This window comes from Cellulophaga sp. L1A9 (assembly GCF_009797025.1).
Taxonomy (GTDB): domain Bacteria; phylum Bacteroidota; class Bacteroidia; order Flavobacteriales; family Flavobacteriaceae; genus Cellulophaga.
Genome location: NZ_CP047027.1, coordinates 1,677,877 through 1,691,349 on the forward strand (window position 1 = coordinate 1,677,877; position 13,473 = coordinate 1,691,349).

The following is a 13,473-nucleotide window of genomic DNA, read 5'->3' on the forward strand; positions in this document are numbered from 1 at the left end:
AAAACTGCTAATAAACCATGGCAGGTACAACACATAATGAATTAGGTATTATTTTCAGTGAGTCAATCAGGCTTTTCTTCATATCGACGCGTAGCTTTCTTCAATTTTTGATGGATTCTTTTCCTAACCCGTTCTGGTTGTAAAATCTCAATAGCATCCCCAAACCCAAGTATCAAACGCTCTAATTCAAAATTGATTTTTACTTTGATATTGATTTCAATGCTACCATCTCCATTTTCTTTCTCAATTATTTGAGAATGATGCATGGGTTTTGTAATTACGTAAGGAGCATTATATCTATCAACCCATAACTTAATATTTGAAGCTCGCTCTCCTTGATTTACCGTTACACCAACAACATCCTTGTAAAAGGTATCTGCATCAAATTCAAAGTCTGTATAAGAAGTTGCAAAATCATAATCAATCGAAATAATTCGGTCTAAAGCCAAATTAACAACTCCTTTATTTTTATTCCCCATTCCTACTAAGAACCATCGATTATTGAACTCTTTCAATAAACAGGGATGAAAGGTAATTGTGTTCGCCTCTATAGCTTTGAACGACTTATACTCTAATTTCAAAACCACCTTTTTCTGAATGGCTTGATACAATTCATCTAACCAATGGAGTCCCTTTAGGTTTTCATTTTTATCCAGATGAATAATTGAAGATTGGTGGGTTTTCTCAGTATATACTTTATCCTCCAATCGCTGAATAATTCCACCTATTTCAGAAAACAACGAAAAGTCTTTAAACTGCTTTAGCATTTCTACCGTTTCAGAAAGTACATTCATATCATTTTCCGTAATCGGAATATCTGTAATGGAATAACCTTCTTCTTCGTACTTATAATACTTCTTATCGTAAACAGAAATAGGTGCGTTGTATCCTAATTTATCACTTCGCATTAACTGAATATCCAATTGAACCGTTCGCTTGCTAACATTTACTTCTCGACCTTCATATTCATATAAGGCATCTGAGCAGGCTTCAATTAAATCATCTAAAGTCCATTGACGGTAGTTATTCTGCAAACATTTATCAATAGATTTATACCGGATAAGGGCGTTTTTATTGAGAGCCATTTAGGAGTATTTTTAATGAAAATACTAAATCAATCTTTACTACGCAAAATAATTGCGTAGTAAACTGTCATATTTGTATCATAATATTAGAAATGATGATACACAAACTTAAAAATCTTGCAACCGACAAAAAGGTTAACATACTTTTTGCCTGCGAATCTGGAAGCAGAGCTTGGGGCTTTGCTTCTCCTGATAGCGATTACGATGTTCGATTTGTATACACCCATCCTCTAGAATGGTATCTATCCGTTTCAGAAAAAAGGGATACTATCGATTTAATGGAAGGCGACTTTGATGCAGTTGGTTGGGAACTCAGAAAGAAGCTACGCTTGCTTAAAAAGTCAAACGTACCAGCGCTAGAGCATTTATTTTCACCTATAACTTATATTGAAGAAAATGCATCTATTAAGGAACTTAGAAAAATCGCTGAAGATTGCTTTTCTCCTGTAGCTTGTATGTATCACTATTTAAGTATGAGTAAAAAATATGAAGAAAAGCTATCTGCTGAAACTGTAAAACTAAAGAGTTTGTTTTATGCATTGCGAACAGCTTTGGCGGGCAAGTGGATACTGGAGAACAATACAATGCCTCCAGTTGTTTTTGATAAAATGCTATCTCTTGTCAAAAGGGATGAGGCTGACGAAATAAGAAACTTAATGACTATAAAATCAGAGAATAACGAAAGTTATTTACATTCGAGAAATGAGAAAGTCATAAATCTTATAACAGGTGTTTTAGATGTTAACGAAAAGTTTGCAAAATCTCTTTCTGGGGGAAAACCTGATACTGATAGAATTGATAGTTTTTTATACAACACCTTGACCAAATGAAAACAATAGAAGAACTAAAAGCTTCAGGGAATATAATATTTGAATGCATTAGCGGTAGTAGAGCATACGGACTCGCTACTGCTTCTTCTGATACCGATATTCGTGGAGTTTTTGTACTACCAAAAGAAAAGTATTATTCACTAGAATATGTGGGTCAAATAAATAATGAGACGAACGATATTGTTTATTATGAACTTAAAAAGTTCATAGAACTTCTTTCGAAAAACAATCCTAATATTCTTGAATTGTTAAGTGTGCCTGAAGAATGCATACTTTCAAAGCATCCGCTATTCGATAAAGTCAAGTCTGAGTACTTTCTTTCAAAATTATGCAAAGACACCTTTGCGAATTATGCTTTTACCCAAATAAAAAAAGCAAGAGGATTGAAAAAAAAAATAGTAAATCCTATTGAAAAAGAACGAAAATCTGTTACTGACTTTTGTTTTGTTCGAAAAGAAAAGCGCGCTGCTCCTTTAAACACTTTTTTAGAAAATGAAGGTTTCGAAGTGGCCCATTGTGGATTGGCAAAAATAAGTCAAATGAAAGATTGTTACAATCTCTTCTACAATCCTTCTATGAAGTATAGTGGCGTTGCCAGAGAAAATGCGAATGAAGTCTGCCTTAGTTCTATTCCAAAATCAGAAGTACCAGCAGCTATTTTATATTTCAATCTAGATGGGTATTCATCCTATTGTAAAAAGTATAAGGAGTATTGGTCTTGGGTAGAAAAGAGAAATGATGAACGTTATAAGAGTAACATTTCGCATGAAAAGAACTACGATGCTAAAAACATGATGCATACTTTTCGTCTTTTACATATGGCTAAAGAAATAGGAGTTGATAATAAAATCATGGTGAAAAGACCAGATCGCGACTTCCTACTAGATGTAAAGAATGCTGAATTCGAATATGAAGAATTGGTTGAAAGAGCAGAAAAACTAAGAACTGAACTAGAAGTTATTTATGAAAAATCTAGTTTGATGGAAAGGCCTGATTTGGATAGGGTTAATAAAATATTAGCTAGCATTAGAGAAGAATATTATAACCTATAGAAATTATGTCAAAAGAAATTTTCCTGAAAGGTTATACTGAAAAAGTGAATAAAAATTACAGTTCATTGGAATACTATTTTAATGATGACCTGATTTTTTTGTCCGCTTTAAACATAGCTAAATATGAAATCATCAATTGCTTAATGATAGAACAATATAACGCCTCGATAACTTTAACTAATCACATGGTTGAAAGAATGTTGAAACTTGCACTTATAGAAAAAATAACTAATGGTTTGAAAATTTCTGAGAAAGACATTAAAGAGCTAGAAAAAACACTTTCCGAAGCCTCAAATCTTTATGATGCCGAAGTAATGTCTCAATCAATAAAACTTGTGTTTGAAGAGGGCCTTATCTCGGAGGAAGAAAAAAGTTATTTGGACAAAGTTATTCGAGATAATATAAGAAATGGTTTTTCACATGCTGAAATGGAAAAGATTAACAAAGGAAAAGTGGATCAAATTGAAATGTACTCATTTAAATTTACCGAGGTACAAAAATCCCTTAACGAAGGTAGCCCAATTCCAAAAAAGCAAATCAAAGTTTCAACAAAAGCGCCTTTTTTACAATCTGAAATTCAAAAGATGAAAGCGGAAGAAATTGCATTTCCATATTTCAAAAGTATCTATACGATTGCCAAAAACATTGACCGTAGGCTTGACACTAAGAAAGAATACTACGAATAAAATTTACTACGCAAAATGACTGCGCACATGGAGCTGACATTTGTTTCAGAATCATAAAGGAGACCCGTTAAACAGTCTTCTTGTAGCGCTCCGCCGGACGAATGGAATCGGCGGAGCTAATTAAAAGAAATTATGGAAAATACAGTAAACATCACAGGAAAAGAGTTAATCGATTTAGGTTTTCGTTCAGGGAAATGGTTTCCAGAAGCCATCGAATATATAAACACGAACCAATTAGAAGGAGAAGCTATGCTCGAGTTCTTAGAGCAATACCGCTTACCTCCTATGGTGAACTTACATGCAACTGCTGCTGAATTCGTTATAAACATCAAAGCAGAAAACGAATTGGAAGAAACCAATGTTAACTCCGTGGTAGAATCTATGAAGGTTTTGATGCGTACACCTACTGCAGTCAATGGTGCTGTTATGCCAGATGCTTGTCCGACTGGTCCTTCAGGAACAATTCCTGTTGGGGGTGTGGTAGTGGCAAAAAACGCCATACATCCAGGTATGCATAGTGCAGATATTTGTTGTTCTGTAATGTTGACTGATTTTGGAAAAACTGACCCAAAACTAGTTTTGGATGCTGCACATTCAATAACGCATTTCGGTCCTGGTGGAAGACCACGTGGAAAACAATTTCAGTTGACTGAAGAACTATTAGCCGAGTTCAAAGCCAACAAATTATTGAATGCTGATAAAGACATAAGTCTCGCGAGAGAACACTTGGGCACACAGGGTGATGGCAATCACTTCTTGTTTGTGGGTATTTCAGAAAAAACGGGTAATACTATGATGATTACGCATCATGGCTCAAGAGCGCCTGGTGCCAGATTATATAAAAAAGGGATGCATATAGCTGAGCGATTCAGAAAAGATTTATGCCCTGCCGCCTTAAAGCAAAATGCGTGGATTCCTTTTGAAACCGAAGAAGGACAGTTGTATTGGAACGCTTTACAAACTATCAGAAAATGGACAAAGTTAAACCACGAATGTATTCATAATGCCACTTTAGAAGTTTTCAAGATGGAAGCTCAAGACCGTTACTGGAATGAGCATAACTTTGTTTTCAAAGATGGAGATTTGTTCTATCATGCTAAAGGCGCAACTCCTTTGGATGCGAAGTTTATGCCTGATATTACTGGGCCTAGATTGATTCCTTTGAATATGGCTGAACCCGTTTTAATTGTCGAGGGTAAAACAACCGCGAACAATTTAGGTTTTGCTCCTCATGGTGCTGGTAGAAATATGAGCCGTACGCAACACAAAAGGAACAACGCCGATTTCACAAAAGAAGCCTTGTTTGAAATAGAAACAAAAGGCTTAGATGTACGTTTCTTTTCTAAAGAAATCGATATTTCTGAATTGCCTAGTGCTTATAAAAATGCACAAACCGTTCGTTCTCAAATGGAAGAATATGGTTTAGGAGAGGTCATTGATGAAGTAATACCTTATGGTTGCATTATGGCAGGAGATTTTCAAGTTAATGCGCCTTGGAGGAAAAAGCGAAGGGAAAGAGATAATAAAAAAGAATAATTTAGGTATCAAAAAACTACATGCTATTTCTGGAGCCAAGTGTTTAAATGTGGTCATGAGCATATTCAAATCAAAATATCAGATATAAAATTTATAAAATCTGATTCTGACTATAGAAAAAACATACCTAAGCAAAGAAACTCAATGGTATTGATTAGATACATTAGACCCTACTCAATTTTTCCGGATCCATAGATCTTGTTTAATTCACGTAAAATATTTGAAAAAAGTGTCTAACAATACCATTTATATGACCGATATTAACTTGCCTTTAGCTAGGGCATATAAAAAGGATTTTATGATGAAATATTTAAGCTGACTTTCATTATTACCTCAATCAAACCAGATTGAGGTAAAAATGAAGTTGACATATCAACAAAAAAGCTTCAAAAGTCAAAAACTCTTGAAGCTTTGTAAAATATGGTGGAGAATACCGGAGTCGAACCGGTGACCTCTTGCCTGCCAGGCAAGCGCTCTAGCCAGCTGAGCTAATCCCCCGAAATAGACCCTCCAAAGAACGTCTATTTTATTTGTGAATCAAAGTGAAAAATTAATCTTTCTTAACGCTTAGAACTAAAACAGGAACTGAAGAGTTAAATTCTTTTTTGGAAATGGTATTCTTTTCCCATAAAGTTTTAAAGAACCCTCTTTTGCGTCTAAATACACATAATAAATCTGGATGTTGTGCTTGAAAATGTTCTAAAACTCCTAAATAAGTTGTCGCATTTTCTGTTAACGTAAGTTGTGAACTTATGTCCATCAAAGCCGTATTTATTTTTAAATCGGCATCCGTATACCCCGGTGTTTTTACCAATAAAAGATTAACGACAGAACCAAATTTCTTTTTAATTTGTATTAATGGCACCAAAATTCTATTACGCTTTAAAACACCTGATTTAAATGCTGTAAGTATAGTTACATAGGGTTTAAAAACACTTCCTTTAGGGACTACTAAACATGGAATATTGGTTTGCTTTACAATTTTACCGGACGTATTCCCTAAATATAAGCCTTCTTTGATATCATTACTTTTTGGAGAAATAATCATTAAATCAATCCCTAATTCCTTATCAATATCTTTTACGCCACTGACAATGTCTCCATTGTACGTTGCAATCTTAATAACAATATTCTTAGCATCTACCTTTGCAATAATTTCTTTTAAACGTTCGATACTGTTTTCTGTAATTTTCCCAGAAATATTACTCAACGTACCCGCATTTCCAGAGATACTGAACACCTCCATGACATAAATTTCAGATGAAAATTGTACAGCAAAATCTACTGCATATTGTAAAGTTTCATGAGATTCTGGTGAGGTACCAATCGGAACTAAGATATTTTTCATGTGTTGAAATTATTTGGTTTAGTAGTCTGTATTTTTTTATTTTAAAAAAAGTAAATGCTGTACGTTGATTTCAAAAATGCACTATGCTTTTATTTTATATCTTTTAAATTTACAAATAATTAAGAAATATATTAAAAAATGCGCCGCGCAAAGATATTAGAAATTCCCGATATTCTTAAAATTACTAAAGCCTGTGCTTTAAAAATGTCTGAAAATGGAATTCACCAATGGAATGAACATTATCCATCAAAAGATGCTTTTGAAAACGACATAAAGCGAAATGAATTGTATGTCTTAGAAGAAAATTCTAAAATTATAGGTACAATAGTGATTTCCACACATATGGATGAGGAATACAAACCTATTACATGGCTCACTAAAAATGATAATAACTGCTACATACACAGACTGTCTGTACATCCTGCATCTCAAGGGAAAGGATTCGCCCAAAGAATGATGGCCTTTGCCGAAAATTACGCCAAGAAACAAAACTATACCTCTGTAAGATTAGATACCTTTAGCCAAAATAAGAGAAATCAGAAATTTTATGAAACTAGAGGATACCAGAAATTAGGTGAGATCTACTTTCCAAAACAAAGTATACATCCCTTTTATTGTTATGAACTCACGTTATAAGACCTCTTTTAATTGAAGAATACCATTACCTTTAAAGACATTAATAAACTAGCAATTCCAGCCACTATCGCTGGGATAGCTGAGCCTTTACTTTCCATTACAGATACCGCTATTGTGGGTAATATTGAAGTAGACGGAATAGAATCTCTGGCGGCCGCCGGTATTGTAGGTTCTTTTTTATCCATGTTAATTTGGGTTTTAGGACAAACCAGAAGTGCCATTTCTGCCATAATTTCACAATATTTAGGGGCAGGAAAATCTGAAGAAATAAAATCATTACCCGCACAAGCCATCTATTTAAACATTGGATTGAGTATTTTAATTCTACTTTCTACTATTTTTATTATAGATGATATCTTTAGATTTTTAAACGCTACTGGTAAAATTTTAGACTATTGTATTTCCTACTATTCCATTCGCGTTTGGGGTTTTCCCCTAACCTTATTCACCTTTGCTGTAATGGGTATTTTTAGAGGGTTACAGAATACCTTTTACCCAATGCTAATTGCTATTGTTGGTGCGGTACTTAACGTAATTTTAGATTATATCTTTGTTTACGGAATTACTGACGTTTTAGAACCAATGTATTTAGAGGGCGCAGCATGGGCAAGCTTAATTGCACAAGGGGTTATGGCTATAATGGCATTTATACTACTAATCACAAAGACAAATATTAACCTGAAGCCACAGCTCCCTTTGCATCCAGAACTAGGCCGACTTGTAGTGATGAGTTTAAATTTATTTGTCCGAGCACTTGCCCTCAATGTTGCACTGATATTGGCCGTAAGAGAAGCAACAGCTCTTGGTAACAACTTTATTGGCGCCCACACTATTGCAATAAATCTTTGGCTTTTTTCTGCTTTTTTTATTGATGGATATGCTGCAGCCGGTAATATTATGGGAGGAAAACTCTTAGGAAGCAAAGATTATGATGGCCTCTTTCTACTCGCTAAAAAAATTATGATATATGGCGTTTTAGTGAGCTTATTTTTGATGACTTTAGGGTTTATTTTTTACAAACCCATCGGAACTTTTTTCTCTAATGACTTTCCCGTACTCCATGCTTTTTATGGTGTCTTTTTTATTGTAATTCTAGGGCAACCCATAAATAGTATCGCATTTATTTTTGACGGATTATTTAAGGGATTAGGTGAAATGAAATACTTAAGAAATACGTTGTTAGTAGCCACCTTCTTGGGGTTTATTCCCGCTTTATTCATCGGGAAGTATTTTGAGCTTCAATTACAAGGTATTTGGATTGCATTTACCATTTGGATGTTCATTCGCGGTGGTGCATTGGTTATAGAGTTTAAAAGAAAATTTATGCCCCTTAGAACGCTCCATTAAAAACCAACCTATCTTATTTTTTAAGTACTTTTGATGTAAAATACAAAATATGGCTACTTCAAGACCCAACGGAAGTCTTTATACACACATAGAAAACAAGGTGGCTACCCTAGAATTTGGTCATCCGGCGAGTAATTCATTTGTAAGTGATTTATTAGATCGTTTGGCTAAAGAATTTACCAAGCTTTCAGACGATAAGAATATTAATGTCATCATCCTAAAATCGGAAGGCGATCGTGCATTTTGTGCTGGTGCTTCTTTTGATGAATTGGTCGCTGTATCTACTTTAGAAGAGGGTAAAATTTTCTTTAGTGGCTTTGCAAATGTTATTAACGCGATGCGTACCTGTAGCAAAATTATTGTAGGTCGTATTCAAGGAAAAACTGTTGGCGGAGGTGTTGGCTTAGCTGCTGCCTGTGATATTGTTTATGCTACAGAAAGTGCCTCTATTCGTTTGTCTGAACTTACTATTGGTATTGCTCCTTTTGTTATTGCTCCCGCTGTAGAACGGAAAATGGGCACTGCTGCTTTATCTGAGCTTTCATTGCGTCCCACAGAATGGAAAACAGCCTATTGGGCTCAAGAAAAAGGCTTATTCGCTAAGGTATATGAATCTATTTCTGAGCTAGATAAAGAATTAGAATTTTATACCAACAGCCTATCACAATACAATCCTCAAGCGCTAGAAGATTGGAAAAATGTACTTTGGGAAAATACAGATCATTGGGATGTTTTATTACCACAAAGAGCTGCCATCACAGGAAAATTGGCCTTATCTGAATTCACAAAAAACACTTTAGAAAAATTTAAAAAGTAATAACTCTAAAGTTTTATCGTTCTACTTTTTTATTATCATTATCATTTTTATCATGGAAATACTTAAATTTTTAACGGGCAGTACATTTTTCGCCCTATTATTATTGATCGTTGGTGCCGTTTATTTCTTCAACAAATACAGAAACAATAAAAAATATAAAAGAAAATAAACGCCCAGAGTACACTATCCTGTTTAAAACCAACAGTTGTTTATGGCTTTCAAAAAGCACCGCTACAGTAGTTCTGGTTAATTTCTAGCTACATGCCTTTTTGCTCTGATTCTTTATTTTAAAGGTGTTTTTTAAAATTACTCCACATAAATCAATACTTTTGCAGCCTATTTAAACATTTTGTTTAAGCTATCTTTATGAGTAATATCAGAATCACCAAGCAATTTAATTTTGAAACCGGTCATGCCTTATACGGTTATGATGGTAAATGTAGAAATGTACACGGGCATAGTTACAAACTTTCTGTGACGGTGATTGGCAGGCCTATTACGGATACATCGCATGTAAAATTAGGAATGGTCATAGATTTTGGTGATTTAAAAAAGATTGTCAAAGAAGAAATAGTAGACCAGTTTGATCATGCTACAGTATTTAATAAAAATACACCTCACGTAGAATTAGCTAAGGAGCTTACAGATCGCGGGCACATGGTTATTTTAGCAGACTACCAACCTACTAGTGAAAATATGGTGATTGATTTTGCCGCACGTATTAGCTCCAGATTACCAGAAAACATAAAATTACACTCGTTAAAACTACAAGAAACCGATACCTCTTTTGCTGAGTGGTATGCTAGTGATAATAGCCCTCTTTAACTTCCCAAAGGGGAGGATTAATTCAATATCCTTTACATGACAAGCCTACAAATACCTGAAGGAAAGAAAGTATATTTTGCTAGTGACAATCACTTAGGCGCTCCTACTAAGGAACACAGTTACCCTAGAGAGAAGAAATTTGTGGCTTGGTTGGACGAAATTAAAACAGACGCCGCTGCTATCTTTCTATTAGGTGATATGTTTGATTTTTGGATGGAATACAAAACAGTGGTCCCAAAAGGATTTACTAGAACATTAGGGAAATTAGCTGAAATTGCGGATTCTGGAATTCCAATCTATTACTTTGTAGGGAATCATGACCTTTGGATGAATGGTTACTTTGAAGAGGAACTCGGCATCCCTGTCTTTCATTCACCCCAACAGTTTACCTTCAATGACACGTCTTTTTTTATTGGCCATGGAGATGGTTTAGGTCCTGGTGATAAAGGATATAAGCGAATGAAAAAAGTATTTACGAATCCGTTTTCTAAATGGCTCTTCAGATGGTTACATCCAGATTTAGGCGTACGTTTAGCACAATACTTGTCTGTAAAAAACAAGCTAATCTCTGGTGATGACGATGCTAAGTTCTTAGGAGAAGACAACGAGTGGTTGGTACAATATGCAAAACGCAAGCTTGAGAAAGACCATTATGATTACTTCGTTTTTGGCCACAGACACTTGCCTTTAGATATTGCCTTAAACGAAACATCAAAATATATTAATCTTGGCGATTGGATTGGATACTATACCTACGGAGTTTTCGATGGTGAAAAAATGGCACTAAAGGAATTTACTGCCTCAATATAAAACTTGCTTTCTGGAGTTTTGAATCCTCAAACGCGATGTAATCCTTTTCTTACAACTATTTTTACTTATTTCACAACATTAATGTTTTAAAATATGATATAACTCGATATATTTACAGTGTTATTTAAAATGAACTATTGATTCTAAATCAAAAAATATATATTGCCCCCGAATCTTAAATTACCTACAGACAAAAAAGCCCTTCATTGGGCTTTTTTTGTGTTTAAAAAGGAAAACTATCCTTCCGCTTCGTGTTCTTCAACATCTTTTTGAAGATCTAGTTTCCTAAATTTAGGAAAAGCAAGAGCAGTTATCCCTACTGTAGTTATGGTCATAATACCTCCAAAAATTACAGCAGTAGCCGTACCCATTAATTTTGCGGTTACGCCACTTTCAAAAGCACCCAATTCATTAGAAGAACCTACAAAAATAGAGTTTACAGATGCGACGCGACCCCGCATATGATCTGGAGTTTTCAATTGTAAAATGGTTTGACGTACCACCATGGAGATTCCGTCTAGCGCACCACTTAAGAACAAAGCCGCTACAGATACCCAAAAATACGCAGACCACCCAAAAACAATCATACAAAGACCAAAACCAAATACCGCCAAGAGTAATTTTTTCCCAGCATTTTTATGAATAGGAAATCGGGTAGAGCCCAACATGGTAATTGCTGCTCCCACTGCGGGCGCCGCTCTTAAAATCCCGAAACCTTCTGCGCCCACATGTAAAATATCTTGTGCAAAGACAGATAATAGCGCCACGGCGCCACCAAATAAAACGGCGATCATGTCAAGCGTTAAAGCTCCTAAAATGGCTTTATTCGTAAATACAAATTTTAAACCTTCACTTAAGCTTTCAAAAATTGGCTCTCCTATTTTCGGATTTAGAATTGGTTTAGGTCCTATTTTAAAAAGTGCTATTAATGCCAGTATAGAAAAACCAAAGATTAAACACATGGACCAATGCACACCAATATAACTGATAGAGAACCCTGCCAACGCTGGGCCTAAAACAGACGCCATTTGCCAGGTAGAACTACTCCATGTCGCAGCATTGGGATATATTTTTTTAGGAACAATTAAGGCGATTAATGAAAAAATAGTGGGGCCAATAAAAGAACGTACGATACCTCCTAAAAATACTAAGCCATATATGGTATATAAAATAGTTTTGGTGTCTAAATCGACAATCACAGAAGGGATACTAATCACAAACAGCCCAAAACTAATAACAGAAAAACCAAGAATACAAAGCATCAACAGGTTTCGTTTTTCTTTCTGGTCTACAATATGCCCAGCAAAAAGCGCCATAGAAACTGCAGGAATAACCTCCATTAAGCCAATAATCCCCAAGGATAACGGATCCTTAGTTAAGGTATACACCTGCCATTCTATTACAATAAATTGCATAGACCATGCAAAAACCATGGCAAAACGGACTAGTAAAAATATATTGAACTCTTTATAGCGTAAAGCAGCATACGGATCCATAGCGAAGCATTCAAAAAAGTAAGATGCAAAGGTAAGAAAGAGATTTTTCTCTTGAACAGCTATATTTTAAAAAGTGCATTCTTTTAGCTTACCATATATTTCGGAAGCGTGGCAGTATCAAACTCTCCTTTGTACAGCCATTCTGGAATATAATCACTTTTTACATTAATTTTTATACTATTATCGTATGCCAAAGCAACTGCCCCCAAAAGACGCCAACTTATCCAACCATCTGAATCATTACAGCGGTTATTTTTTTGTGTATCGTAATACGTTTTATGCCTAGTAAGTGCTTCTATTAATTGTGCATTGAAATCTTCTTCATTATTTCGTAAAAGCGCTTCATATACAAACAACAATGGCTCGTATAAATAGGTTACAAATTCTATGGCAAAGCCTTCTTGTAAATAATCTCCAGAATCTGCGTAGGTAGATTTAATAGCATCTATTAATAACTTCTCCCTTGTTTTGGGGTTAGAATGTAAACTACAAAGAAAATGGAGCATATTTTTATGTAATACTGTCCAACCTGCATCTGCCCGATCCATAGCACTATCTGTAATACCTTCCAATACATTTAAACCCGCTTGGTCCCGTAGTACTCTAAAAATACTATAAGTATTTAACCAATCGGAAAAGCCCATATTGCTTTTGTAGGCAACACCTATATGTTTTACAGGTTTGTCTCTAAATTGTACGGTTACTTCTACACCTACAGAATATGCCAAATGATAAAAGGCTTTTGCTAAAACTCGCCAGTAAAATAGTAGTTTAGTTTGCGAGGCTCTGTCTTGATTTGGACAGGTTGTATATTTGTTAAAGTCATCTAAAGCGTGTTTTGTAACGGTACCTAAAGTATTTGTTGCAACACTTTTCTCAAAAATTTCAAAAAATTCATTCTCTATTTTATATATTCTTTTTTGAGCATTATTTAAGAAACGTTCAAAATGCTCAGCGGGTATTATAGTTTTATTAATTTCCATAGACACGAGATGTTTTTTATAA

Annotated in this window: 13 protein-coding genes, 1 tRNA gene and 1 pseudogene; 10 read left to right on the forward strand and 5 right to left on the reverse strand. The window is 34.9% G+C overall.

What is annotated here, in order from left to right; genetic code table 11:
* Nucleotides 1–62: 62 nt before the first annotated feature.
* Complete coding sequence (locus GQR94_RS07125) at nucleotides 63–1,085, reverse strand: YafY family protein (RefSeq protein WP_158974837.1); 1,023 nt, start codon at nucleotides 1,083–1,085, stop codon at nucleotides 63–65.
* A gap of 92 nt (nucleotides 1,086–1,177) precedes the next feature.
* Between GQR94_RS07125 and GQR94_RS07130 the strand changes: the two genes are divergently transcribed.
* From GQR94_RS07130 to GQR94_RS22925, 5 genes and pseudogenes are all read left to right on the forward strand, one after another.
* The gene (locus tag GQR94_RS07130) at nucleotides 1,178–1,915 is read left to right on the forward strand and encodes a nucleotidyltransferase domain-containing protein (protein ID WP_158974838.1); all 738 of its coding nucleotides are present in this window, start codon (nucleotides 1,178–1,180) and stop codon (nucleotides 1,913–1,915) included.
* A complete protein-coding gene (locus GQR94_RS07135) occupies nucleotides 1,912–2,967 on the forward strand; it encodes a DNA polymerase beta superfamily protein (protein WP_158974839.1) in 1,056 nt (351 codons plus the stop codon). Before GQR94_RS07130 ends, GQR94_RS07135 begins: the two co-directional genes overlap by 4 nt.
* Nucleotides 2,968–2,972: 5 nt before the next feature.
* Complete coding sequence (locus GQR94_RS07140; RefSeq protein WP_158974840.1) at nucleotides 2,973–3,653, forward strand: hypothetical protein; 681 nt, start codon at nucleotides 2,973–2,975, stop codon at nucleotides 3,651–3,653.
* A gap of 132 nt (nucleotides 3,654–3,785) precedes the next feature.
* On the forward strand, nucleotides 3,786–5,189 hold the full coding sequence (locus GQR94_RS07145) for an RtcB family protein (RefSeq protein ID WP_158974841.1): 1,404 nt from the start codon (nucleotides 3,786–3,788) through the stop codon (nucleotides 5,187–5,189).
* Nucleotides 5,190–5,361: 172 nt separating this feature from the next.
* Nucleotides 5,362–5,508 (forward strand): annotated as a pseudogene (locus GQR94_RS22925) (LytTR family transcriptional regulator DNA-binding domain-containing protein); the annotation flags it as partial.
* Between the two features lie 102 nt (nucleotides 5,509–5,610).
* On the opposite strand, the gene GQR94_RS07155 reads toward GQR94_RS22925, so the two are convergent.
* Both GQR94_RS07155 and GQR94_RS07160 read right to left on the reverse strand, forming a co-directional pair.
* Nucleotides 5,611–5,687, reverse strand: a tRNA-Ala gene (locus tag GQR94_RS07155).
* A gap of 52 nt (nucleotides 5,688–5,739) precedes the next feature.
* Nucleotides 5,740–6,537 carry a universal stress protein gene (locus tag GQR94_RS07160; protein WP_158974842.1) on the reverse strand — a complete coding sequence of 266 codons (798 nt, stop codon included), beginning with the start codon at nucleotides 6,535–6,537 and terminating at the stop codon, nucleotides 5,740–5,742.
* 138 nt (nucleotides 6,538–6,675) lie between these two features.
* Here GQR94_RS07160 and GQR94_RS07165 point away from each other — a divergent pair, with 138 nt between their 5' ends.
* The 5 genes from GQR94_RS07165 (at nucleotide 6,676) to GQR94_RS07185 (ending at nucleotide 10,972) form a co-directional block, all read left to right on the forward strand.
* Entirely contained in the window at nucleotides 6,676–7,173 is a 498-nt protein-coding gene (locus GQR94_RS07165) for a GNAT family N-acetyltransferase (protein ID WP_158974843.1), read from the forward strand.
* Nucleotides 7,174–7,185: 12 nt separating this feature from the next.
* Nucleotides 7,186–8,520, forward strand: a complete 1,335-nt coding sequence (locus GQR94_RS07170) for an MATE family efflux transporter (protein WP_158974844.1) — start codon at nucleotides 7,186–7,188, stop codon at nucleotides 8,518–8,520.
* A 49-nt stretch (nucleotides 8,521–8,569) separates the two neighbouring features.
* A complete protein-coding gene (locus GQR94_RS07175; RefSeq protein WP_158974845.1) occupies nucleotides 8,570–9,337 on the forward strand; it encodes an enoyl-CoA hydratase/isomerase family protein in 768 nt (255 codons plus the stop codon).
* 366 nt (nucleotides 9,338–9,703) lie between these two features.
* Nucleotides 9,704–10,162 (forward strand): 6-carboxytetrahydropterin synthase, encoded by a 459-nt coding sequence (locus tag GQR94_RS07180; RefSeq protein ID WP_158974846.1) that lies wholly within the window; start codon nucleotides 9,704–9,706, stop codon nucleotides 10,160–10,162.
* A gap of 36 nt (nucleotides 10,163–10,198) precedes the next feature.
* Nucleotides 10,199–10,972 carry a UDP-2,3-diacylglucosamine diphosphatase gene (locus tag GQR94_RS07185; protein WP_158974847.1) on the forward strand — a complete coding sequence of 258 codons (774 nt, stop codon included), beginning with the start codon at nucleotides 10,199–10,201 and terminating at the stop codon, nucleotides 10,970–10,972.
* A 236-nt stretch (nucleotides 10,973–11,208) separates the two neighbouring features.
* Here GQR94_RS07185 and GQR94_RS07190 read toward each other — a convergent pair whose 3' ends face one another.
* Complete coding sequence (locus GQR94_RS07190) at nucleotides 11,209–12,468, reverse strand: MFS transporter (RefSeq protein ID WP_158974848.1); 1,260 nt, start codon at nucleotides 12,466–12,468, stop codon at nucleotides 11,209–11,211.
* An 83-nt stretch (nucleotides 12,469–12,551) separates the two neighbouring features.
* Complete coding sequence (locus GQR94_RS07195) at nucleotides 12,552–13,451, reverse strand: immunity 49 family protein (protein ID WP_158974849.1); 900 nt, start codon at nucleotides 13,449–13,451, stop codon at nucleotides 12,552–12,554.
* Nucleotides 13,452–13,473 lie beyond the last annotated feature (22 nt).

Excerpts from the sequence above, each read along its gene's own strand:
- GQR94_RS07145 (WP_158974841.1), top strand. The coding sequence starts at position 3,786 with ATGGAAAATACAGTAAACATCACAGGAAAAGAGTTAATCGATTTAGGT.
- GQR94_RS07140 (WP_158974840.1), top strand. The coding sequence starts at position 2,973 with ATGTCAAAAGAAATTTTCCTGAAAGGTTATACTGAAAAAGTGAATAAA.
- GQR94_RS07125 (WP_158974837.1), bottom strand. The coding sequence starts at position 1,085 with ATGGCTCTCAATAAAAACGCCCTTATCCGGTATAAATCTATTGATAAA.
- GQR94_RS07180 (WP_158974846.1), top strand. The coding sequence starts at position 9,704 with ATGAGTAATATCAGAATCACCAAGCAATTTAATTTTGAAACCGGTCAT.
- GQR94_RS07165 (WP_158974843.1), top strand. The coding sequence starts at position 6,676 with ATGCGCCGCGCAAAGATATTAGAAATTCCCGATATTCTTAAAATTACT.
- GQR94_RS07185 (WP_158974847.1), top strand. The coding sequence starts at position 10,199 with ATGACAAGCCTACAAATACCTGAAGGAAAGAAAGTATATTTTGCTAGT.
- GQR94_RS07160 (WP_158974842.1), bottom strand. The coding sequence starts at position 6,537 with ATGAAAAATATCTTAGTTCCGATTGGTACCTCACCAGAATCTCATGAA.
- GQR94_RS07135 (WP_158974839.1), top strand. The coding sequence starts at position 1,912 with ATGAAAACAATAGAAGAACTAAAAGCTTCAGGGAATATAATATTTGAA.
- GQR94_RS07190 (WP_158974848.1), bottom strand. The coding sequence starts at position 12,468 with ATGGATCCGTATGCTGCTTTACGCTATAAAGAGTTCAATATATTTTTA.
- GQR94_RS07175 (WP_158974845.1), top strand. The coding sequence starts at position 8,570 with ATGGCTACTTCAAGACCCAACGGAAGTCTTTATACACACATAGAAAAC.
- GQR94_RS07195 (WP_158974849.1), bottom strand. The coding sequence starts at position 13,451 with ATGGAAATTAATAAAACTATAATACCCGCTGAGCATTTTGAACGTTTC.
- GQR94_RS07130 (WP_158974838.1), top strand. The coding sequence starts at position 1,178 with ATGATGATACACAAACTTAAAAATCTTGCAACCGACAAAAAGGTTAAC.